Here is a 23274-nt window from a genome sequence, read left to right as displayed (position 1 = left end):
GTATTTATTACGCTTCAAGCAAAGAGGATATCACTAAGGATGCACTTTGCACCAATGTTTATCTCAGAGTTAATATGATTGAGCTAACATGATACGTTAATTTAACGAAACTAAGAAGGCAGCCGATCAAAGTAATCGGCTGCTTTTGTTCAATTTAACTATAATTAGTTTGTCACTTCTGTTAGAAAGAAGTACGTGTGTTATAAGGAGTTTATCTTTGAGGTTCATATAGTGATAGAAAAGAGAACGGAAAAGGGGCATTATACAAAGAGAGAAGGCGATGCAGCTTGCAACGCCGACTCAGGATATATATGGGAGCAGCGGGACTTGTTTATGGAATTATGCAAAGAAGAAGATGTATTTATAGTAGAACAGAGTGATTTCAACCAATGAGGTAGCATGATTTAGAATTCTTCGCTCTTGCTCAACTGAAGAATTATTCTTTTTTAGGAGAGTGGAAACGATGCCTACGATATTAGTTGCTGACGACGATGCGAACATTCGCAAACTCGTCTGTTTATTTTTGCGCAACGACGGATTTACAACCATCAACGCCGTAGACGGAAAGGAAGCCATGGCTATCTATACCTCCACGCCAGTCGATTTGGTTATTCTTGATATTATGATGCCAGTCATGGACGGTTGGGCATTATGCGAGGAACTTCGAAGAGCCAATCCGGATCTTCCGTTACTAATGTTGACGGCAAGAAACGAGACCTGGGAGAAAGTACAAGCATTTCAGCTCGGGACAGATGACTATATGACGAAGCCATTCGATCCGCTTGAGTTGATGGCTCGCGTCAAGGCACTGTTGAAACGATACCGTATAGGTTTAACGCAGACCATCCAATTAGGAAACGTTATTCTGAACCGGCAGACTTATAAGATCCTGAGGGGTACAGAGTCGTTCACCTTGCCGCTTAAAGAGTTCGAATTATTGTATAAACTTGCTGGATTACCGGGACAAGTCTATACGCGGGAGCAATTAATCGATCAAGTTTGGGAATTAATTATACTGGCGATGATCGAACGATAGACGTGCATATTAAACGTCTACGCGAACGTTTTGCCGATATCTCCGATTTTCGTATCGAAACGGTGCGGGGACTTGGCTACCGGCTAGAGGTGCAGGAGTGACCGGCTCCCTCTATACACGTGTAGTCCTGACCTTTCTGGTCTCCGTGATCGGGGGCACAATCCTTTCTTTTCTTGCTACAACCTGGATATTTCAAGATAAATTAAACGAAAACTTACAAGGCTCCTTGCTTGACTTTGGCCAGGATATCGTCCGCATCTACGAGACATTGCCTCTACGCGAAGCAGAAATGTTTATAAGTGAAATGAAACAACTCAACTCTTACCACATTCGAATCTATAAAGCAACGGGTCAGTTTCAATCCTATGGAGAACTTAAAGGACAACATCCTTTCCTAGTGACTACAGAACAAGTGAAGAAAGTGCTGGATGGGGAAAGGGTCCAAGTTAATGGAATCGATACGATCTTCTTGGGATTGCCGATAAAAACTGAAATGGGAAGCATAGCAATGTTTGTAGAGCCCCTCACTTCCTCTTCCACCTCATTTCTTATCAAGTTTGTTGTAACCTTTTTGATTTGTTCCTTGTTAGCAGGAAGCCTATTGATACTAATTGCGGCTATTTTTCTGGTAAGACCGATCAAAAAATTGACAGAAGCGACCCGGCTTATAGCTGCTGGAGATTTCAACGTCAAGCTTAATATTAAACAAAAGGGTGAGATAGGTACTTTGGCTCGCAGCTTCGAAGAAATGATGCACGATCTACAGCAGCTTGAGCAGATGCGCAGGGAATTCGTAGCAAACGTGTCCCATGAAGTTCAGTCTCCCCTCACTTCCATTTCCGGTTTTGCTATAGCGCTCAAGCAGGTAGACATCCCGGATGACGATCGAAGCTCTTATCTCGACATTATCATCACTGAGACTGCACGGATGTCCAAAATAAGTGATAGTCTGCTAAAGCTGAGTTTGCTTGAATCTCAGTCATTGCAAATGCGACTTGCCACGCTCAGTCTGGATGAACAGATCAGACGAGTAATCGTCGCTATTCAACCCCAATGGTCGGCCCGTAACATTCAGTTCGATCTTGATTTGCAGCCCACCAAAATCACGGCCGATCATGACCAGTTAAATCAGGTGTGGATCAATATCTTCGGCAATGCCATCAAATTTTCCGAAGATGGTGCCCGAATTAGTATCAGGATCAAACAGAATATCAAGAACGTGACGATCCGCATATCGGATTTCGGGTATTGGTATTCTCCCGGAAGACCAAAACCGTATATTTGACCGCTTCTTTAAAGCTGATCGTTCCCACAGTCAGAAATATGAAGGAAGCGGTATGGGACTAGCTATTGTAAAGCAGATCGTCTCGCTTCATCAAGGGGACATCCGGGTGGAGAGCGAATATGGACGAGGAACGACCTTCATAGTCACCTTGCCAATCACAACACCCACAGAGTGATTGGATTTCATGCCTTCTCTAGGCTATGACACGCTGTATAAACCTCCTTGCGTATGATGATGCAAACTTTTTTGCCTGTTCATTCTCCGTTCATGCTGTAGTCATTAGGGGGACATCTTGGTTTGTTATATTGTCTTTAGCGCCCATGTTAAGGTGGCTTAACACAATGATGAAGACAGGAGTAGATGCAAGAATGAAACCAAGAGAGGTAACAAAACTGAAGATGAGTGTGAGGACAGCAAGAAAGAGAAATACTATAGCTGCTGTGACTCTCATGCTGACGATACTTGCCCCAATGTCTGCAATGGCCGCACCGGCTGCCATGAATAACAGCATTAACCTTACGTATGAGACCACGAAGAAAACGGTGATCGAAAAAGCCAAGTTACTGACGGAGACGTATGGTACAACGAGTCTGCAATATGCGCTCATTGATGGTGGAGAGATTGTCGTGTCCGGTCAAACGGGCAAGAACGATATCAACGACAAGGTACCTCTTACTTCAAACACGATCTATGGCATTGGTTCAACCAGTAAAATGGTGCTGACAGCCGCTGTTATGAAGCTGGTTGACGAAGGTAAGATTGATTTGGATGTGCCCGTTGTGAACTATATCTCTGACTTTAAAATGAAAGATAACCGATACAAACAGATTACACCCCGTATGCTGCTGAATCATTCCTCCGCTCTTCTGGGCACCTCAACCAGCAATGCCACATTATACGGAGATAATGACACGTATTCACATGATACGTTTCTCGACCAATTGGCGAGTCAAAACCTGAAGGCAAATCCCGGCGCATACTCCGTCTACAGCAACGACGGCTTTACGTTAGCCGAGATTCTGGTCGAAAGAGTTAGCGGCATCGGTTATACGGCTTTTATACACCAAAATTTTACGGAACCTTTGGATATGAAACACACCAAAACACCACAGGATGTGGTTAATCCGGCAGAAATGGCGGGAATCTATTCTCCTTTTTACAAGGGACAACTTCCAAAAGAGAATTATAATATTATTGCTACGGGAGGTCTTTATTCCACTGCTGAAGATCTTGTGAAATTTTCACAAATCCTCACAGGACAGGTCGAAGGCATTCTATCCAGTAAGTCTGTAGAAGCCATGGCGCAAGAAGAGTACAAAAGAGGCATGTGGCCAGAGGATAGCGATACGCTTATGTCTTACGGGTTAGGGTGGGATAGTGTGAACTTGTTCCCATTCAACGAGTACGGCATTAAGGCTGTTATGAAAGGTGGAGATACGTTATCTTATCATTCTTCATTCGTGGTACTTCCGGAATACAACATGGCTGCAGCCGTTATCTCTTCAGGTGGAGCAAGCATAACCAATCAATTCATCGCGAGTGATTTATTGCTAAGCGCACTTGAAGAAAAGGGCATTATTAAAGAACGGAAACCAGAAAAATCCTTTGGTGTACCTGTGAAGGCAAGTATGCCTAAAGGAATATCCAAGTATGCAGGAATGTATGGCGGCAATAATTCGGTTATGAGGATCAACATAAATAAGGCAGGACAAATGAGTGTATCCACACTGACAGCTCCGAATAATCCGGCTCAAGAATACACCTATACAGCAGATGGTACTTTTGTTAATGAAGATGGTTCAGAAAAATTGAAATTTGTTACGGAGAAAAACGGGAATACCTACCTGTGGTCTCGTTCTTATATCTCCGTTCCAGGACTCGGACAGCTGGCTTTCTCAGAATATAATGCGGAGAAGCTGGAAGCCAATGTGTTATCCAAAGAGGTTAATGCCTCATGGAAAAAGCGTGATGGTAAAAAATATTATCTGGTGAATGAGAAATACACATCAATGCTCTATCTTAATGCTACATCGATCCTGCCTATTCAGTTGAATAAAGAGAATCCAGGGTATATGTCCAATAACAAGATTACTGGAGCGAACGCAGCGGCCAATCTCTTGCAAATTCCAGGTACTGCTGGACGTGATACGATGGACGTTCATTTCTCTAAAAAGAACGGAGGAGAGTATCTTACATTTTCAGGTTATGTATACGCCAGTGAGGAAATGGTGAAACCCATCTATTCGGGTAAACAATCCACAACAACCATTCAAGCAGATGGATATGCCAAATGGTTTTCGGTACCAGCCACTGTGAATGGAAAAGTCATGACAGTGAAGCTGCCTGCAAATGCTGGCTTTGCCGTATATGACCAGACGGGTATTTGTATTAATCACACCGTGGTCAGCGGTAAGAATGAAGTTGTGTTACCAGAAAACGGACGTATTGTATTTGCAGGTGAGGCTGGCTCCCAATTTGAAATTTCATTAAAAAAGTAAAATGAATGGAGTTTCGAACGGCTGTATGACCAACAAACTCAACAGGAGAGAACCATCATGATGAAAAAAATATTAATCATTTTGCTCAAAATATTCGGAGCCATAGTTATCGCTTTTGCATTATTTATTGCCACTGTTTTTATCGTTAATGTATTTAGCAACAAATCAGAGGAAGGGAAAATAAAACCCTATGGCCAGTTTGTAGTTGTTGACGGGAAAAACATGAATGTGTTGATTCAAGGAAAAGGCAAAGAAACGGTGGTATTGCTTCCTGGATATGGAACACCCGCCCCAGCCCTTGATTTCAAACCGCTAATTGATGAGCTATCTCCATTTTACAAAGTCGTTGTCATTGAACCTTTCGGTTATGGATTAAGTGACATTACTGAAAAAGAGCGTACTACGGAAAATATGGTTAGTGAAATTCATGAAGCGTTACAGCAACTTGGTATTCATCGTTACACGCTCATGGCTCACTCCATTTCAGGGATATACGGCCTGGATTATGTGAACAAATATCCAAACGAAGTAACTTCCTTTGTCGGCATTGAGAGCAGTGTCCCAACGCAGGGGGAACGATGATCCATTCCCAACCGAAACGTACAAACTGCTTAAAAAATCAGGATTCTACCGATTGTTAATGAAACTGGCCCCTGATCAACTGATTGCACCCGATGTTGATGATGAAACCAGAGAACAAATTAGAATACTTTCACTCAAAAATACGTTTAATCCGAACAACTTGAATGAAGGCGAAAATTTCGGTCCCAATTTCAAAGCTGCTGAAAACTTGACCTTCCCCAAAGATCTGCCTGTCATTTTCTTTTTACAAGCGAATGATACCGAAACGGAAGGATGGATACCTTTGCATGAAGAGCAAGTCAAAAATTCTGTACATGGTAAAGTGATGACATTTGAAGGAGGGCATTACTTACACCATACCCGATCCAAAGAAATAGCCGAAAACTTCAGGAAGTTTATGAATGAAGTAAAATAAACTTGGTACCTTTCAGAATTAATTCAGAAAGAACGAAACGCCCTTCCCCCAGTAGCACACCGGGGAACGGGCGTATTTTACATATTCATTATTATTTATCTGTTAACGAAATTTCGAACCTTGAACCAGCTTCACCGGCAAATACAATCGTACCATTCACAGGCAATGCAACTTCATTCTCACCACTGACCACGGTATGATTCGTACTGATACCCGCCTGGTCATATACAGTGAAAGCACCTTTCGAAGGCATCTTCACCGTCATCACTTTACCTGCGGCTGCTGCCGGGACCGAATACCATGTCGCATAACCATTCGTTTGAATCGTTGTCTTTGATTGTTTTCCCGAATAGAGAGGTCTCACAAGTTCTTGACTGACGTAGACCTTTCCTCCTGCTGCCACGTATTCCACGCCGTTTTTCTTGAAGAACTCATACTCCATCGTATCCCGTCCAGCCAAGCCTGGAATTTGCAGTTGGTTCACGGCCAGGTTTGCATCAATAATTTTATTGGTATACACATAACCAGGTACCTCATTAAACAGATGAATGGGGATGATCGGCGTTGCACTGTCATATACCGTTGAGGTGTATTTCTCATTCACCAGATAATAAATGTTGCCTTCGCGCTGCTTCCAAGCGGATGTTACTTCTTCGGGTAATGTATTGGGTTCAAGCTTTTCTGCCTTATACTCCGAGGAGGCGATCTGTCCAAGCCCAGGCACAGACTGATACGAGCGAGACCACAGGTATGTATTCCCGTTATTCTCTTGGGCAAATTTCAACTTTTCTGTTCCTTGCTCGTTAACAAAAGAACCATCTGCAGTATACGTATACTTTTGTTCCGTACTGTTCGGCGACAATAGCAGGGACGTTGTTAATTGCCCTTCATCATTCACTTCCACTTTCAGCAACGAGCTGCCGCCGCCATAAATGCCTGCATACTGCGTTAGTTTCTTCGGCATGGATGCTTTTACAGGTACGCCAAACGATTTTTCCGCTTTCCGTTCTTTAATAATATCTTTTTCCTTAAGTGCGCTGAGCAACAATTCGCTCGCAATCAATTGGTCGGTTGTGCTTGAACCTCCTGAGGAGGTAACAGCGGCTGCCATGTTGTATTCCGGAAGAACAATTAATGAGGAATGATACGCAATGGTATTCCCGCCTTTGGTAACTGCCTTGATGCCGTATTCGCTAAAGGGGAACAAGTTCACACTATCCCACCCTAACCCGTACGAAATAGAGGAATCGCTGTCCTCTGGCCACATGCCACTTTTGTATTCTTCTTGCGTCATGGCTTTTGCCGACTCACTAGAAAGAATGCCTTTGACCTCTCCCGTAAAGATTTGTGAAAATGTGACCAAGTCTTCAGCGGTAGAGTAAATACCTCCAGAGCCAATCATGTTTGTATTCTCTAATGGAAGTTCTTCCTTGTGCAACTGAGAATAGGTTACTGCCATTTGGTCAGGGTCAACCAGATCCTGGGGCGTTTTGGTGTGGTTCATGCCCAAGGGCTCGGTGAAATACTGATGGATGAAATGGCTAAAGCTCATACCGCTGACCTTCTCGACCAGAATTTCGGCTAAGGTAAAGCCATCATTACTATATACCGAATAGGCTCCTGGATCAGCCTTCAGATTTTGCTCTGCCAATTGCTCCAATAACGTATCATGTGCATAGGTGTCATTGTCTCCATACAGTATTGCACTACTGCTTGAGGTTCCAAGAATCCCGGATGAATGGTTCAGCAGCATGCGTGGTGTGATTTGGGTGTAACGTTTGTCCTTCATTTTGAACTCCGGGATATAGTGTACAACCGGCAGATCCAGATTAATCTTGCCTTCGTCAACCAGCTTCATCACTGCGGCTGTAAGTATTACTTTACTGGTTGAACCGATGCCATACATCGTATTAGAAGAAAGGGGGATATGGTCCTCCGGGTCGTTTTTGCCTGCTTGTCCGGAGATCACGATCTTTCCCTCGTCCATGAGTGCGTACTGCACACTTGTTGTACCGTAAGTTTCGGTAAGAATCTTGGCTTTCTCCATCACTGCTTTTTTCGTTGTCTCATACGTAAGATTACTGCTGCTCATGGTTGCCGGTGCGGCGAAAGCAGACATTGGGACCAACATCGTTAACACCAGGCTTACGGCGGCGAATGAAGTTCGTTTTTTTAGTGTCAATCTCATCTTCTCCTGTCTAATCTGTAATTTTGGAATCTCTGTGGTGGTACGTAAGTTAGTGTACTCTAGGACGGTGAACTGAAAATGAATTGACCCGGAATGAACTGGAAAAATACGGGTTGACAGAATGATTATGCACGTATACAATCGTATACATAAGAGAGTTGTATACATTTGTATACAACTAAAAAGTGGAGGTGCTTCACAAATGAGAGAAAGACATATCAATGAAAATGAAAAAACGGAGCGTCATGGAGAGCGTTCCAGACGCGGCCGCGGGGAAGATGAGCAACAGGGTGAACGTTCCAGACGTGGAAGAGGGCATGGAGAACATCACGGAAAACGGGGGAATGGGGCACAAACGTTTCGTCGTGGGAGAATTCTAGTCTTTTTGGAACAAATGCAGAATCGCAGAGCTACGTTGGCCAGACAGCTTGGTCAGGAGGAGTTCCGGAATATTCATCAAATGATTAGTGGTGAGCTGAAAGCCATAGATCAGGTTATTGATGAGTACATCCAACTATTTGAATTGCAAAATGAAGAAGATAGCCCTAATCAGGATCTGGAGAGTGAATAAGAATGGTTCGTCGTTTTTTCTCGTATTATCGTCCTTACAAAAAACTGTTTCTAATTGATTTTGGTTGTGCAGTCATCGCCGGTTTACTGGAGCTGGCATTTCCACTTGCTGTAAGCAAGTTCATTAATGATCTGCTGCCAGGCCAAGATTGGCCGCTCATTATTCTCGCTTGTGTTGTACTGTTATCGATCTACGCGCTGAATACCGTCCTGAATTATGTCGTGACCTACTGGGGACATATGCTTGGTATTAATATTGAGACCAATATGCGTTCGAAGATGTTCGCTCATTTGCAGAAGCTTTCCTTCCGGTTCTTCGATAATCGCAAGACGGGACATCTGATCGGTCATCTGACCAATGACCTTAACGATATTGGCGAGGTGGCTCACCATGGGCCGGAGGATGTGTTCATCGCAGTGATGACATTAATCGGATCTTTCTGGCTCATGGCGAACATTAACTTGGAGCTTGCACTAATCACCTTTATCATTATCCCAATCATGGCTTGGGTAATTATCGTGTTTGGTGGGCGCATGACGAAGACCTATCGGCGTCTCTTCGGTGATGTGGGGAATTTCAATTCCCGTATTGAAGACAACGTAGGCGGAATTCGTGTCGTTCAATCGTTTGCTAACGAAGAGCATGAGAAAAAACTTTTTTCCGTAGATAACGAGAACTTCCGCAAAACAAAGCTGCTTGCTTATAAAACAATGGCGAAGAGTATATCGGTCAGCTACATGATGATGCGTTTAGTTACCGTGTTCGTTATGATCAGCGGTGCCTGGTTCTTTATCGATGGCAGAATTGATATGGGTGATTTCATGGCGTTCCTGCTGTTATCCAACATCTTCTTCCGTCCGATCGAGAAAATAAATGCTGTAATTGAGAGTTACCCGAAGGGCATCGCCGGATTCAAGCGTTATCTGGAAATCATTGATACCGAGCCGGAAATCGCGGATGCGAAAAATGCCGTTGAGCTAAAAAGCGTGAGTGGAGATATTCGCTTCGAAAATGTCTCGTTCGGTTATGAGGAGAATCGTCGTATTTTGAATAATATCAGTCTGTCCATCAATCCAGGGGAAACCGTTGCTTTTGTTGGTCCTTCCGGTGCAGGCAAAACGACGATCTGCAGTCTGCTTCCACGATTCTATGAAGTAGAGGAAGGCCGGATCACCGTTGACGGGATGGATATTCGCGAGGTGCAGCTGGAATCATTGCGCAGACATATCGGTATTGTTCAACAGGATGTTTTTCTCTTCTCAGGCACAATTAAAGAAAATATCGCTTATGGCGATTTAACGGCAACGGACGAGCAGATCTGGGATGCGGCCCGTCGTGCTTCCTTGGAAGAGCTGCTTCTTAGTTTGCCAGAAGGAATCGATACAATCATTGGTGAACGTGGTGTCAAACTTTCCGGAGGTCAGAAACAGCGCTTGTCTATTGCTCGGATGTTCCTGAAAAATCCACCGATTCTCATCTTGGACGAAGCGACGTCCGCTCTGGATACCGAGACCGAAGCGCTGATTCAGAAGTCCTTGGCAGAACTATCTGTGGGTAGAACAACGCTTGTTATTGCACACCGACTGACCACGATCAAGAATGCAGATCGGATAATCGTTGTGAACGCTGATGGCATTGCAGAGCAGGGTAACCATGAGGAACTGGTCGCTGCCGGAGGCATATACAGCCGACTTCATCAGGTGCAATACAGTCATTCATAATGTTGTAACGCCAAAACCGCGCATATTGCGCGGTTTTTTATTATGAGCATTTATCCAGTTGATCCGTGTGTTGCAAAGACGTATTTTGCTAAGCTTCTCGTTCAAGTGCATTAACTTGCTCATTACGATTTATATTGTTGACAACGTCCACTAAACTGATTATTATAATGTTGACAATGTCCACTAAAAAGGAGGGTTTCACATCGACTCTCAGCAAATAAATGCAGATATGTTGACGGAAATGCGGCGTTTTAACCGTTTTTATACCAATATACTCGGTGTACTTGATAAGCATATCCTGGGAACAGGGTACTCCTTCGCCGAAGCAAGGGTCATTATTGAGATTGGCATTCAAGGGGAGAGCATTGCGAACAATCTGGTGGATACGCTGACGATTGATCGCAGCTACATGAGCCGAATTGTGAGCAAACTGACCAAAGAAGGGCTGTTGATGAAAGTGGATTCAGCCGCTGACAGCCGGGTGAGTTTGATTCGTCTGACTGAGAAAGGCCAGGAGCTTTACAGTGAATTGAATGAGCGTTCGGATCAGCAGATTGTAAAGTTAATGCATGGTTTGGATGAGGAAGAGATCAGAGAAGTGTACGCTTCAATGATGAATATTCAGGATAAGTTGAACAAGAGAGCAGGAGAGACAAGACGATGATACGATTTGAATGTGATTATAACGAAGGCGCGCATGAGCGTATTTTGCAAAGACTGATTTCAACGAACATGGAACAAACGAGCGGTTACGGTACAGATCCCCATTGCGATCGGGCGAGAAGTCTTATTCGACAGGCTTGTGAAAATGAACAGGCGGATGTGCATTTTTTGGTTGGTGGTACACAGACGAATACAACGGTGATTGCCTCTACTTTACGTCCATACCAAGGTGTGATTGCAGCGACTTCGGGCCACATTGCGGTCCATGAGACGGGAGCGATTGAAGCCACAGGTCACAAAGTGATCACGGTGCCAAGCGATGACGGGAAAATTACCCCGGATCAGGTCAAAGCGGTCTATGATGCCCATGTCAATGATGGATCTCCGGAACATTGTGTCCAGCCCGGAATGGTTTACATATCTCAGCCTACCGAGAATGGTACGATGTACAGCAAGGCAGAGCTGCAAGCATTATTTGACGTAAGCCGCCAGTGTGGTCTCCCGTTCTTTATTGATGGGGCGCGCCTAGGGTATGCTCTTGCTTCCCGAAATTGTGATATGACTCTCGCTGATCTCGCCCGCTTATGTGATGTATTCTATATTGGTGGAACCAAGATCGGAGCATTGATGGGGGAAGCGGTAGTCATCCTGAATGACAAGCTGAAGCCAGATTTTCGTTATATGATCAAACAAAAAGGTGGTCTGCTCGCCAAAGGCAGATTGCTGGGTATTCAGTTTGAAACGCTGTTTGAAGACGGCCTGTATCTTGAAATATCCCAGCATGCTGTGGACATGGCTATGCTCATTCATGATTCGCTTGTGGAGCAAGGTATCGCTTTTCTATATGATTCACCAACGAATCAGCAATTTCCGATTCTGCCAGATTACCTGCTTCAGGACTTACGGAACCGTTACTCGTTCACATTCTGGGAAAAGGTGGACGATACACACAGCGTCGTTCGTTTTTGCACCAGTTGGGCAACTCAGCGGGAAAATGTGGATTCATTGATTCGTGATATTTCCCAGAGCCTAAACAAATTAAAAGCTTGTGTGTAATCATTAATATCTAAAGGAAAGTACCTTGGCGGAGTAAACCGCCAATGAAGAAGTCGCCATGCTGATGGCGACTTCTTTTGTTTGACAAAAAAGCAGCCCAGATACGATAAAAGTACTGGACTGCTTCTATGTTTTGAAATGTGCCCCATGACATTTCTTCGTATTATTTATGATCCTAATGAATTATTCTAATGGATTACTCTTCTACAATAAATCTTTTGCCAAGCCACCACATTACGCCGCTAATGACCAGGAAATATAAAGGCATTATCAGCAATGAACCGTTGTGGAGAGCACCCATTCCCCAGGTCGTAAGGCTTACCAGCAAGTAGTAGCCCAAACTGAATATGGCACCCGCTGTGCCAATTACATCATGAAAATGAACAAGGGCAAGACTTAGACAATTAGGCAAAGCAATACCTGCACCAATCAACAGAACAAACATAGCCGTTAACATGCAGATGATCTGCAAAAGGGTGGGCAGCATAGACATACTGCTTCCAAGGGTTAGGAGCAGAGCCCCGCTGGTCATGATCAGACAACCCAAACGAATAATCTTTTCCGGTGCGTAAACGGTTAATAATCTTTTGGAGATCATTGCCCCGACAACCGATGCCAAGGCCACAATAATGCCCAGAAAACCATAAACGCCTGGCGACAGATCAAAGTGTTCAATAAAGATGAAGGGAGCTTCGGCATAATAACTGAATAAAACTCCGTTAATACCACCAATCAATACCCCAAACACCAGTACACGCGGCATAGCGAGCATCTTTTTTACAACCGGAAGTATAGCCACCTTGGATCGTAAAGAGACGTTCGTTGTCTCTGGCAGTTTAAGAAAAGCATATATAAACAACAAAACGCTCAACAATACTAACGCAAAGAATACCCATCTGAAGCCAAGGGCCTGGTCAATCCAACCGCCAATAAGCGGTCCAACTGCCGGCGTAAAGGCAATGACAGCAGATATTTGGGCAAACATAACATGTCTTCGATCTCCCGATACACTTTCTCGAAGTATGGTTTGGGTGATAATCGATCCAGTTGCGGCACCGAAAGCCTGAACGAGACGGCTGACGAGGAGCCATTGAATCGATTCCGAATAAAAGCACATCAAGCTTCCGATCCCATATATGATGAGACCCGCCAGCATTGCAGGTCTGCGACCGATCAAGTCGGACAGCCAGCCCCAGCAAAAAACACCCAAGGCAAATCCTATAAAATAGATGCTTAACGTGAATTGTACGGAACTATTTGTTACACCAAGTGCTGCTGCGATATCTGGCAGCGATGGAGTGTAGATGGTCTCACTGATTTGTGGAAATGCGACAAGAACAATCATTAAAAGCAAAGATGGTACTGCATATTTCTTCATTATATATTAGCCCTCCTACAAGCTTATACTCTGTTATGACAACAAGAATATGAGCCTAGCTAGGGAAAGGGGGGCATCATGATGGCGAGACGACTATATATCATCATGGGTTAAATTACCTTTCATCATTATAGGAGTAGGAGGGTTTGACAATCATGGTTAATACTCGGCCTAGGTTAACATGCTTGATAGGGCTAGTCAACCAGCTCAGGCTAATAATACGATTAAGCGGTTTTGTCCCAACCTCTTGACAGAATCGCACCAATAGCCATGGCAGTGATCATTCTGCCAGATGTAAGCACCAACGTAGGATCGAACAACTCAAACAAAGATGTAGAGATATAAAGAATCGGAATCAATAGTTTTCGACCTGATTCGTGCAATGGCTTCTTGCTGCCTTGGATAACGCCCCACAAAATAAGTACGACAATTAATAAAGAGATGGTTAAAGATAATGGATTCATAGGAAACACCTCGTCTGTTTTTGTGTAACCTAAGTATCGAGGATATTTGAAATTCAGTTAAGTGTACAAAGTAATTCGTTAAGGAGACTATTGTCATTTTTTCGCCAAACAGCGTGTTTTTTTGGATATGTTGACTTTTTGTTGCAGTGCTGGAGCACTATAAAATCTCAAACGGTCGCATCATTTCGTAGTCTTCATGCTGAAGCATGTGACAAGGGGCGGATCGAGCCTTTTTTGATGATGACGTAAATAGCCTTGTCAATACACAAAGAGTTGAATACCTTATGACATAACACAAAAGAGGAGGAGATTACATGAGTGAAGTAGGATATGGAAATGTTGGAGGTCTGGGTGGATACGGTGGTTTCACATCCACCGGCGCAATCCTTGTTCTGTTCATCTTGTTGGTCATCATCTCTAAAGCATTCCTTGTTTAATTCTTTCATCTTCTGAACAACCCTGCTGGCATCACGCCGGCAGGGTCTTTTTGTCATGATTGTATTACCTTCGAAGGCTTAATCAGGACTTGTGTTCATACAAAATACAATTTGAAAGCGTTTGACTTATTGAATTATCAATCTATAATTATGGAGTTATGCATTCAACATAGAATGGATGAAGTTAAGGAGAATAGGTTGGAATGACACTCAAAAAAAGAATCTTTTTGCTGTTTTTCTCAGTGCGTTTATCCCCTTCATTAGTATATTTGCAATTTCCTACTACACCATTGATTCCATTTTTGTGAACAAAATCGATGATGGCATTCGGAGCAATTTACAGCAGGTGACTTCCTCACTGGAGAATTCGATCACCAACCTGAATCATGTTACTCAGCAATTGTCCTATAGCGGTACATTAGGAAAAAAGCTGGATGAGGTGTTGAAACCGTCCTCCAATATATTTGAATTGATTGAAACGCGGGATGAATTAAAGAGCGAATTAAATGTCGTGACGTTTACCAATCCGAATATCGGTTTGACGTTGTATTATTTTCAGGAGGATGGCACGACACAGTTCGGCAACTTTCCCATAAAGGATCGCTTTTCACCAGAATCTTTGCCTGTGCTATCCAAAGCATACGGGATTACCTACTATGGTCCTCATGTCAGTATGAACCGGTTTGATGATCAGCTCGTTCTATCCGCTATGCGGAAGGTGAAATTGCCCCAGAGGGACGATGTTTATATTTACGTTGAATCCGGATTTCACCTTGCGCAGGATATATTGGGTTACAATCAGTACAAAGGGGATTTATCCCATCTGATTCTCGATGGAGAGGGAAACATTGTGTATAGTGAGATTCCGGAAGCGATGAAAGTCGGGAGAATTTCTCCAGCTTATCCAAAGATGCGGCATCGGACGGAATAGCTCGCGGTCACCATTGGTTCAGGCAGGATTCCACTCAGAACTGGAGTGTTGTGTCGGTGATCTCACAGGCCAAGTATCAACAGGAGAAAAACCAGTGGTTGCTTCAAATATTCCTGGTCGCTTTATTTTTCCTGGGCTTTACCGTATTTCTGGCTTGGCTGCTGTGGAAGATGGTCTATAAACCCCTCGGTCTGTTCCATTCGGAAATCAATGGAATGTCTCAAAATCCACAAACGGCAGGTAGTCAGACCCGAACGCAAATTCCCGAATTCGATTTTCTGTTGGGCGAATTCTCCAATATGCAGCATCAAATCGGTGACCTTTTCAAAGAGGTACAGCTGAAGGAGAAAATTCGTGCAGATCTTGAAGTGGAAAAGCTGCTGTATCAGATTAATCCTCATTTTTTGATGAATACACTGGATACGGTACACTGGCTGGCCGTTATGAATGGACAAGGGGAGATTGACAAGCTGGTGCAGTCGCTGAATAAGCTGTTGTATTATAATTTAGGCAAATTAGGTCAGGTTTCCACGATGGAAGAGGAAATTGACGCGCTTAGACAGTACTTGATCTTGCAGCAAATCCGATATGACTTTGAATTTGATGTGCGTATTTCGGCTGATGAGCAAGTGCTTCAAATTCCAGTACCTCGTTTTATTCTACAGCCGTTGGTTGAAAATTCACTTTACCATGGACTGAGTGACGAAGGTTTTATTCAGATTGAAGTGACTCGCAAAGAAACGTTGAACATTATGATTCAGGATAATGGAGCAGGTATGACGGAGGAAGCGATTGAAAGGCTTCTGAATAATCGTACACCTGAGCATAAAAAAGTAGGCATGGGCATCGGGCTCAATTATGTTCACCGCATGTTAAAAGCACAGTACGGGGATCAAGCTCAACTGGTGATCGAGAGTGAGTTGGGAACTGGGACAAGTATATTGCTTATACTTCCTATCAAAGGAGAAGATATCTCGGCATGATTAAGGTATTGATTGTGGATGACGATAAATTGGTACGAAAAGGAATAAGCTCCGCGATGCCATGGAACGAGTTCGGCATGGAGGTTGTTGGAGAAGCAAGTAATGGGGCCAAGGCGCTGGAGTTTCTGGAATCCAACACGGTAGATCTGATGTTAACGGATCTTGCGATGCCGGTAATGTCAGGCATTGAGCTAATGCGAGCCGCAAGGCAGCACTACCCGGAACTTCATATTGTCGTGCTTACCCTACATCAGGATTTTGATTACATCCAGGAAGCACTCAGGCTGGGAGCGATCGACTATATAGCCAAGGTTCAGCTTGAGAAGGAGCAATTTGAACACGTCCTGAATCGGATACATACCCGAATTGGTGAGTTGGCTAATACAAGACGAAAGCTGCCGCTACTCGGTGAAACCAACGTTCATTACCGTAATGTGTATGCACTTGTTTCACTGGACCGGAAGTCCGGACAGAGCTGGCCGATTGAACTTGAATCCAATGTAGACGAGATTCGATTTGAAGTGGAACGGAACAGTTGGATGTGGGCGACACCCCTGGATGGCGAGGATCAACTATTCGACAGATTGAAGGGATACTTGGACCAAATTCCGCAAGCAGCCCTGCTGGTATTGTCTGATGTGCAAGAACGGACATGGTCGCAAATCCAAAACTGGATTATGAACTATACAGAAACGTCCTTATTTTATGCGTATGACCCTCAAGATCCGGTGGTTGCCGTTTCGCTAGATGAAGAAGACTCCTTTCCAATAGAACCACAGGATGAGGACATGGATCGGATTAAACGAAGTTGGTTTCTGTCTCCATGGACTCATAACGACCATTATTACAACCAGCTTGTTGAAGAATTTAAATCATTAAGGCTGCAAAAAGGTCAGCTGATGGGATTACTGTACTCTCTGGTCATGGAGTGGAACCATCTTTTTGCCCAGACTACGCTCGGGAGAATCTCCATGATCCATTCTTTTCAATCCTGGTACGAAGTGGAACAGTGGATCAAGCAGACCTCTGAGAGTATTCGAAAGGCGGATGAACAGACTTCGTATTCTCAGGAAATGATAGATGGGGTAAAAAAAGCCGTGATGATCATGCAGAATGATTTGGATCAGGCTTTTACAGCTTCAGGGCTGTCCCAGCAGCTCAACATTAGCCGAAGCTATTTCAGCCAATGCTTCAAGGACATCATGGGCAAAACCTTTAACGATTATTCCCGATATATACGAATGGAGAAGTCAAAAGAGTATTTATTGAACACAAACAACACGATTTTCTGGATTGCAGAGCGGGTGGGTTATACGGATGAAAAATATTTCAGCCGAATTTTTCGCGAACTGACTGGCTTGCTGCCTAGTGAATTTCGACAGCTGGGCAGAGGGGACAAATAGCGTAGGTTCCGCATACCCAACTGAGAATCCGGATGAAAGAAGGGAAAGAGATGATCAAGAAGATGGCTGCGTGTCTTGTTGTCGTCAGCTTGATTGCAGGTATAGTATTTTTTAGCATTTCGTACTATCGGGAATCTCTGGAATCGTCAATGGGACAAGCGCCAACCATATCTGACACTGCCGCCACCGAGCCATTCAGCAAATATGAACATCCGGTCTCCATCCGGTTGGGATATGTGGTCGATCCGACAGGAACGGATCTCTCTGAAGGAGAGACATTAGAGAAGAATATGTGGAAAACGGTGATTAAGCAAAACCTTAACATGGATGTTGAAGTCATGTGGCAGGTATCCAAGGAGAATTTCGGTCAGAAAATTGATTTGGCTATCGCCAGCAATGATTTGCCAGATGCAATGATCGTTAATCAGGTTCAGTTGAATGAGATGGTCAAAGCAGGAGAAATTGAAGATCTGACCGAGGCATATGCAAGCAGCGCTTCACCCGAGATGAAGAAAATTATCGACAGCACGAATGGATTGGCTCGGGAACAAGTGACCTTTGAAGGGAAAATGATGGCTGTACCGTCTGTCACGGCGGAAGATTTCAGCATGCTCTGGATCAGGCAGGACTGGCTGGATCGTCTTGGATTGAAACCACCAAAAACGGTGGATGAACTGGAAGCGATCGCAAAAGCTTTTGTGGAGCAGGACCCGGATGGAAACGGGAAACGGGATACGATCGGGCTTGCTTCAAGCACGGGTCTATTTCAGGATTTTAACAACAGCGCATTTGCTTTTGATCTAACGCCGATCTTCTCGGCTTATGGGGCTTTCCCCGGATATTGGCTCGAAAAAGATGGAAAACCTGTGTACGGCTCGCTGCTGCCAGAGACAAGGAACGCCTTGGTCAGGCTTCGTGATATGTATGCCAAAGGTCTCCTTGATCCAGATCTGGGCATCCGCAAAGAGCCAGAGGAAACCGTCATTAACGGACAGGCGGGCATGTTCTTTCAAGGTTTCTTTGCAGGATACTGGCCGCTTCCAAGCGCTTGGCTGAATGATCCAAAGGCTAACTGGCAGGCCTACGCGCTCCCGCTGGATGCAAACGGAGCCTATCATGTGAAGGTCGATAATCCTTCAAGCTCTTTCCTTGTGGTTCGAAAGGGATACGCTCATCCGGAGGCGATCATTAAAATAAACAATCTGTACCTTCGTGATGAGTTCAAGTATGGTACGAGTTTTATGCTAAGTCGCAATTTCTTTGCTCCGGCAGATGAAGCCCGATATGAATCCAAAGCTGTGCAGGATATTCTGGCAGGCACCAAAACACCAGCCGATTTCAAGGACAAGTCCGAATATAAACTGCTGGAAAATACAGTTTCGACGATAAAACAAACCAAGCTAAAGCCTTATGACCAACTTGGCATTTCGTATTGGGACCAGCACAATGAGAACTTTATGCGAGGTTACTCTCTTCTCGTCGGCGGAAGAAACTTCTTTGATCCGAACATCCATAAAGTACGAAGTCTTACTTACAAGCGTACACCAGCAGTGGAGAGGTTGTGGGGCAAACTGTCCAAGCTGGAACATGATACATTTTTGAAAATTATTTTAGGTGCTGCGCCGATGGATTCATTCGATCAATTTGTAGAGGAGTGGAAGGAACAGGGCGGCGACCAAGTGACTGCTGAAGTGCTGGCTTCCCACAGTGCACACTTGAAGTAGCTAAGCATTAGACGATTCGATAACTTCTACAGGACTGATTCTGAATTCCCATCCATAGCTGGCATTCTCCTGTTCAAGGAGCTTGCTGGTTTTTTTATTTCACGTGCCTGATGAAGAGAGGGTAGACGAATGTAAGTCGATTGGTAAGATAAATGCTCACAACCTCAATGCTGCTCGTTGAACCCAGCAAAAATTGTACACATTTCTCTATCCAAACAAGCGTTTAATCCCTATCTCGATTAGGCTTCTCCAAGTTTTATAATGAAAGCGCAAACAACATGATAGAGAAAAAAACAGAACGAAGGGGAGTTGAATTTGATGAGAAATAAGTGGTCAATAAAAAGCAAACAGTTGACGAAAAGACTGGCTGTGCTGTCCATGTCCGCCTTAATGGTATCCATCCTTGCAGCATGTGGGGGGCCACCAATCCGCCGACCGCTGAGGATGCGGGCCAATATGAGGTGACACCTGGAGACCCGTTCAGTGCCTATAAAGACGAAGTGACGGTAACGATGGGACGTGTTACGACGGCGAACCCGAAATTGCCGGCAGGAGATACATACGAGAATAATGCGTATACCCGTCTGGTCAAAGAATCGTTTAACGCACAAATTAAGGACCAATTTGAGGCCAACGGTGAAGATTACAGCCGTCAAGTTTCTCTTGCAATCGCTTCCGGGGAACTGCCTGACATGATGCGTGTGGATTCCAAGGATGAGCTCAAAGAACTGGTTGATAATGATTTGATTGAAGATATGACGGAAGTGTACAAACAATATGCTACGGATAATATCAAGCAGATTTACGACTCCTATGATGGCCGTGCACTGGACAATGCCACGATTGATGGACGTCTGATGGGTCTTCCGGCGACTTCGCTGGATTCCGCGCCAACCATGGTCTGGGTTCGGCAGGATTGGCTGGATGTGCTGGGAATCAAACTCGATGCTGACGGAGACGGTGCCATCAAGCTGGAAGATGTAGAGAAAACAGCAGAAGAGTTCCTGAAAAAGATCCTGGGCAAACCGGGAAACCGGTAGGCATCCCTTTTGTGAACACTCTGAATACGACAGACTATAACGGATCTGCCTATACCATGCTGGGCGTCGCTTCTACCAAAGGCGCGTTTCCTCAATATTGGATGAATGGCGAGGACGGCAGCATCGTTTATGGTTCGACTACAGCGGAAACCAAACAGATGCTGGGCGTTATGGCCGACTGGTTCAAGAGAGGCATCATTGACCCGCAATTTGGAACCCGTACATTTGACGATATCACTGCACTTTACACCAACGGCCAGAGCGGGATTGCTTTTGGACCGTGGCACATTCCAGACTGGGGACTGAGCAGTGTCAAACAGATGGATAAACACGCGAAATTCACGGCTTACACGCTGGAAGATGAAGACGGAAAAGTAAACGTAGCACACGCCAATCCATCCGGTCAATTTATCGTTGTGAGAAAAGGGTATGAGCACCCTGAGCTGGCCATTAAAATTATTAACCTGTTCTACGATAAACTGGCTAATGACAAAGACGTGGCAACCTCCATGCCAGAGGCAGCCAAATATTTGGAGAGCGGCGTAGACGGTTCCACCAGACCGTTTAACATTGAAGTCAACTCGGCTACATCGCTGCTGGATGATTACTCCGATGTTGTTCGCGGAATTAAAGGCGAGATTGGTCTGGATCAGGTCCGGACAACGGAATCGAAGAACAATATTGGCAGTATCCAAACATACTTGAAAGACCAGGATACAGACGATATAACGGCTTGGTCGAAATATCACTCCCGTATGAACGGAGTGGGGCTGATCGACAAGCTGACGCAGGAAGGCAAATTCAACTGGATGACACCAGCGTTCTCCGGAACTACACCAAGCATGAAACAGACGTGGGCTAACCTGACCAAAATGGAACAGGAATCTTTCATCAAAATCATAACGGGTGCGGAACCGCTGGATTACTTCGAAACGTTCGTTAGCAACTGGAAGAAACAAGGCGGCGATCAGGTGATTCAGGAGATTGAAGCTGAAACCAAAACTCAAAAATAATAAGGCTAACACTGCTGACAGGCTGCGATAAGCAGCCTTTCTTCAGGAAAGGGGTTCATCCATGAAACAGGAAAATGTTAAAGCAAGAAACCGATTGGGCACAGGTGCCATGTATCATATGATGATGCTGCCGGGCATTTTATTTTTGCTGGTATTCAGCTACATTCCCATGGTTGGTGTCATTACGGCGTTTCAGGACTATGTACCAGCCAAAGGCATGTTTGGCTCCGAATTTGTTGGGCTCAAGCATTTTATTTATATGTTCAAACTGCCGGACATCGGCCAAGTGATTAGCAATACGTTGGTGATTGCCATCGCCAAGATTCTGCTTGGCACACTGATGGCCATCATTTTTTCCATTTTATTAAACGAGATCCGCTTTAAATTTGTTAAAAAATCTGTGCAGACGATTGTATATCTGCCTCACTTTTTATCCTGGGTCGTTCTGGCCTCCGTGGTTGTTAACATGTTCAGCCTGGATGGAAGTGTGAATCAGATTTTGGCCTTTTTCGGATTGGATAATATTAATTTTCTCGGGAGCAACACCTGGTTCCAGCCGTTGATTATTGGAACAGACGTATGGAAGGAATTCGGTTACAGTTCCATCGTTTATTTGGCTGCCATTACCTCGATTGATCCGGGTTTGTACGAAGCGTCAGGGATTGATGGAGCAAGCTGGTGGAGAAAAGTATGGCATATTACGTTGCCGGGTATGCTGCCTATTATCCTGCTCATGGGGGTCATGAGTCTGACCAATATTTTGAGTGCAGGCTTCGACCAAATCTACAATCTGTACAACCCGGTTGTCTATGAGTCGGGCGATATTCTGGATACCTATGTATACCGGATTGGTCTCGTTGGCAGACAGTATAGTTTTGGTACAGCTGTTGGACTGTTCAAGTCAGTGATTGGTATTGTTCTACTATTGTCTGCCAACCAATTGGCCAAAAAATACACCGACAGAAAAATATTCTAAGGAGGCGAAACTTGTGTCTTATTCCGCAAGCCTGAAAGACCGAATGGGCCGGTTTGTCATCTACGCCATCGTAATATTACTGGCCTTGATATGCCTCCTTCCATTATGGAATATCGTTGCGATTTCATTCAGCAGCAGCGAGGCTGTCTCGGCCAACAGCGTAGGTCTGTTACCCGTCAATTTTACAACAGCAGCTTATTCGAAAATTATTGATGATGCGCAGTTCTGGCGCTCCTTTGGCATTTCCGTTCTACGTGTGGTTCTATCTCTTGTGCTCAACATGATTCTTATTGTTTTGATGGCTTATCCGCTATCCAAGTCGAAAAGGGAATTTAAGGGCAGAAATATTTATATGAATGTCATGATTTTTGCCATGCTGTTCAGTGGTGGGATGATTCCCAGCTATCTGCTGATCAAAAACCTGGATATGCTCAATACAATTTGGTCGCTTGTTCTGCCAGGTGCTGTTCCAATATTCAGTGTCATCCTTGTGATGAACTTTTTCGCCGCAGTGCCGAAAGCGCTCGAAGAAGCGGCTTTCATTGACGGGGCGAACGCATTGCAGGTTCTGTTCAAAGTGTATGTTCCCGTGTCTATTCCGGCACTGGCGACGGTATCCCTGTTCAGTATCGTAGGCACGTGGAATGACTTCTTCAGTGGACTGATCTATATGACCAAAGTCAGCAATTATCCGCTGATGACCTATATTCAGTCGCTTAATGTAAATATCGCCGAACTTCTTCAAGCTGGCACGAACTCCGCTCAGCTCAGTAATCTGACTGAGATTTCGAACAAAAATCTGAATGCAGCCAAAATCGTAGTGGCTGTCATTCCGCTGCTGCTAATTTATCCGCTGCTGCAAAAATACTTTGTGACCGGAATTGTTGTGGGATCGGTAAAAGAATAATAG

15 protein-coding genes and 4 pseudogenes are annotated in these 23274 nt (G+C 44.5%); 16 read left to right on the top strand and 3 right to left on the bottom strand.

What is annotated here, in order from left to right:
• Positions 1-463: 463 nt before the first annotated feature.
• From ACTWJ7_RS20390 to ACTWJ7_RS20375, 4 genes and pseudogenes are all read left to right on the top strand, one after another.
• A pseudogene (locus tag ACTWJ7_RS20390) lies at positions 464-1137 on the top strand (response regulator transcription factor).
• A pseudogene (locus ACTWJ7_RS20385) lies at positions 1134-2496 on the top strand (sensor histidine kinase). The pseudogenes ACTWJ7_RS20390 and ACTWJ7_RS20385 overlap by 4 nt, the downstream one beginning before the upstream one ends.
• 193 nt (positions 2497-2689) lie before the next feature.
• Positions 2690-4819 carry a serine hydrolase domain-containing protein gene (locus ACTWJ7_RS20380; RefSeq protein WP_301879535.1) on the top strand — a complete coding sequence of 710 codons (2130 nt, stop codon included), beginning with the start codon at positions 2690-2692 and terminating at the stop codon, positions 4817-4819.
• Positions 4820-4876: 57 nt separating this feature from the next.
• A pseudogene (locus tag ACTWJ7_RS20375) lies at positions 4877-5816 on the top strand (alpha/beta fold hydrolase).
• Between the two features lie 91 nt (positions 5817-5907).
• Here the strand turns inward: ACTWJ7_RS20375 and ACTWJ7_RS20370 are convergent.
• On the bottom strand, positions 5908-8004 hold the full coding sequence (locus ACTWJ7_RS20370; RefSeq protein ID WP_079344419.1) for a serine hydrolase domain-containing protein: 2097 nt from the start codon (positions 8002-8004) through the stop codon (positions 5908-5910).
• Positions 8005-8206: 202 nt separating this feature from the next.
• Between ACTWJ7_RS20370 and ACTWJ7_RS20365 the strand changes: the two genes are divergently transcribed.
• The 4 genes from ACTWJ7_RS20365 (at position 8207) to ACTWJ7_RS20350 (ending at position 12015) form a co-directional block, all read left to right on the top strand.
• Positions 8207-8575 carry a hypothetical protein gene (locus ACTWJ7_RS20365; protein WP_285077095.1) on the top strand — a complete coding sequence of 123 codons (369 nt, stop codon included), beginning with the start codon at positions 8207-8209 and terminating at the stop codon, positions 8573-8575.
• A 2-nt stretch (positions 8576-8577) separates the two neighbouring features.
• Positions 8578-10296 carry an ABC transporter ATP-binding protein gene (locus ACTWJ7_RS20360; protein WP_301878737.1) on the top strand — a complete coding sequence of 573 codons (1719 nt, stop codon included), beginning with the start codon at positions 8578-8580 and terminating at the stop codon, positions 10294-10296.
• Between the two features lie 229 nt (positions 10297-10525).
• Entirely contained in the window at positions 10526-10960 is a 435-nt protein-coding gene (locus tag ACTWJ7_RS20355) for a MarR family winged helix-turn-helix transcriptional regulator (protein ID WP_301878736.1), read from the top strand.
• Complete coding sequence (locus ACTWJ7_RS20350; protein ID WP_301249593.1) at positions 10957-12015, top strand: threonine aldolase family protein; 1059 nt, start codon at positions 10957-10959, stop codon at positions 12013-12015. Before ACTWJ7_RS20355 ends, ACTWJ7_RS20350 begins: the two co-directional genes overlap by 4 nt.
• A gap of 196 nt (positions 12016-12211) precedes the next feature.
• On the opposite strand, the gene ACTWJ7_RS20345 is transcribed toward ACTWJ7_RS20350, so the two are convergent.
• Together ACTWJ7_RS20345 and ACTWJ7_RS20340 are read right to left on the bottom strand one after the other, a co-directional pair.
• The gene (locus ACTWJ7_RS20345) at positions 12212-13393 is read right to left on the bottom strand and encodes a multidrug effflux MFS transporter (protein WP_301878735.1); all 1182 of its coding nucleotides are present in this window, start codon (positions 13391-13393) and stop codon (positions 12212-12214) included.
• A 224-nt stretch (positions 13394-13617) separates the two neighbouring features.
• Positions 13618-13857, bottom strand: coding sequence for a CcdC protein domain-containing protein (locus ACTWJ7_RS20340; protein WP_301878734.1), 240 nt, complete (start codon positions 13855-13857; stop codon positions 13618-13620).
• A 314-nt stretch (positions 13858-14171) separates the two neighbouring features.
• On the opposite strand from ACTWJ7_RS20340, the gene ACTWJ7_RS20335 reads away from it, so the two are divergent.
• The 8 genes and pseudogenes from ACTWJ7_RS20335 (at position 14172) to ACTWJ7_RS20300 (ending at position 23271) form a co-directional block, all read left to right on the top strand.
• Positions 14172-14294, top strand: a complete 123-nt coding sequence (locus tag ACTWJ7_RS20335) for a sporulation protein YjcZ (RefSeq protein ID WP_143805268.1) — start codon at positions 14172-14174, stop codon at positions 14292-14294.
• Positions 14295-14497: 203 nt separating this feature from the next.
• A pseudogene (locus tag ACTWJ7_RS20330) lies at positions 14498-16208 on the top strand (histidine kinase).
• On the top strand, positions 16205-17611 hold the full coding sequence (locus tag ACTWJ7_RS20325) for a response regulator transcription factor (RefSeq protein WP_301878733.1): 1407 nt from the start codon (positions 16205-16207) through the stop codon (positions 17609-17611). The pseudogene ACTWJ7_RS20330 and the gene ACTWJ7_RS20325 overlap by 4 nt, the downstream one beginning before the upstream one ends.
• 50 nt (positions 17612-17661) lie before the next feature.
• A complete protein-coding gene (locus ACTWJ7_RS20320; protein WP_301878732.1) occupies positions 17662-19335 on the top strand; it encodes an extracellular solute-binding protein in 1674 nt (557 codons plus the stop codon).
• Positions 19336-19664: 329 nt separating this feature from the next.
• Positions 19665-20375: a hypothetical protein gene (locus ACTWJ7_RS20315; protein WP_443145828.1), complete on the top strand. Its 711-nt coding sequence runs from the start codon at positions 19665-19667 to the stop codon at positions 20373-20375.
• An 11-nt stretch (positions 20376-20386) separates the two neighbouring features.
• Positions 20387-21388, top strand: coding sequence for a hypothetical protein (locus ACTWJ7_RS20310; protein WP_443145827.1), 1002 nt, complete (start codon positions 20387-20389; stop codon positions 21386-21388).
• Between the two features lie 61 nt (positions 21389-21449).
• A complete protein-coding gene (locus ACTWJ7_RS20305; protein WP_079344427.1) occupies positions 21450-22364 on the top strand; it encodes an ABC transporter permease in 915 nt (304 codons plus the stop codon).
• A 13-nt stretch (positions 22365-22377) separates the two neighbouring features.
• Positions 22378-23271 (top strand): carbohydrate ABC transporter permease, encoded by an 894-nt coding sequence (locus tag ACTWJ7_RS20300; protein ID WP_079344428.1) that lies wholly within the window; start codon positions 22378-22380, stop codon positions 23269-23271.
• The last annotated feature ends 3 nt before the right edge of the window (positions 23272-23274 follow it).

Origin of the sequence: Paenibacillus sp. 1A_MP2 (assembly GCF_052244825.1) — a bacterium.
GTDB classification, from domain to species: Bacteria; Bacillota; Bacilli; order Paenibacillales; family Paenibacillaceae; genus Paenibacillus; species Paenibacillus vandeheii.
This window is presented reverse-complemented; position numbering and strand designations above follow the sequence as displayed.

Excerpts from the sequence above, each read along its gene's own strand:
- ACTWJ7_RS20325 (WP_301878733.1), top strand. The coding sequence starts at position 16,205 with ATGATTAAGGTATTGATTGTGGATGACGATAAATTGGTACGAAAAGGA.
- ACTWJ7_RS20340 (WP_301878734.1), bottom strand. The coding sequence starts at position 13,857 with ATGAATCCATTATCTTTAACCATCTCTTTATTAATTGTCGTACTTATT.
- ACTWJ7_RS20335 (WP_143805268.1), top strand. The coding sequence starts at position 14,172 with ATGAGTGAAGTAGGATATGGAAATGTTGGAGGTCTGGGTGGATACGGT.
- ACTWJ7_RS20360 (WP_301878737.1), top strand. The coding sequence starts at position 8,578 with ATGGTTCGTCGTTTTTTCTCGTATTATCGTCCTTACAAAAAACTGTTT.
- ACTWJ7_RS20305 (WP_079344427.1), top strand. The coding sequence starts at position 21,450 with ATGAAACAGGAAAATGTTAAAGCAAGAAACCGATTGGGCACAGGTGCC.
- ACTWJ7_RS20355 (WP_301878736.1), top strand. The coding sequence starts at position 10,526 with ATGTTGACGGAAATGCGGCGTTTTAACCGTTTTTATACCAATATACTC.
- ACTWJ7_RS20380 (WP_301879535.1), top strand. The coding sequence starts at position 2,690 with ATGAAACCAAGAGAGGTAACAAAACTGAAGATGAGTGTGAGGACAGCA.
- ACTWJ7_RS20320 (WP_301878732.1), top strand. The coding sequence starts at position 17,662 with ATGATCAAGAAGATGGCTGCGTGTCTTGTTGTCGTCAGCTTGATTGCA.
- ACTWJ7_RS20370 (WP_079344419.1), bottom strand. The coding sequence starts at position 8,004 with ATGAGATTGACACTAAAAAAACGAACTTCATTCGCCGCCGTAAGCCTG.
- ACTWJ7_RS20365 (WP_285077095.1), top strand. The coding sequence starts at position 8,207 with ATGAGAGAAAGACATATCAATGAAAATGAAAAAACGGAGCGTCATGGA.
- ACTWJ7_RS20350 (WP_301249593.1), top strand. The coding sequence starts at position 10,957 with ATGATACGATTTGAATGTGATTATAACGAAGGCGCGCATGAGCGTATT.
- ACTWJ7_RS20345 (WP_301878735.1), bottom strand. The coding sequence starts at position 13,393 with ATGAAGAAATATGCAGTACCATCTTTGCTTTTAATGATTGTTCTTGTC.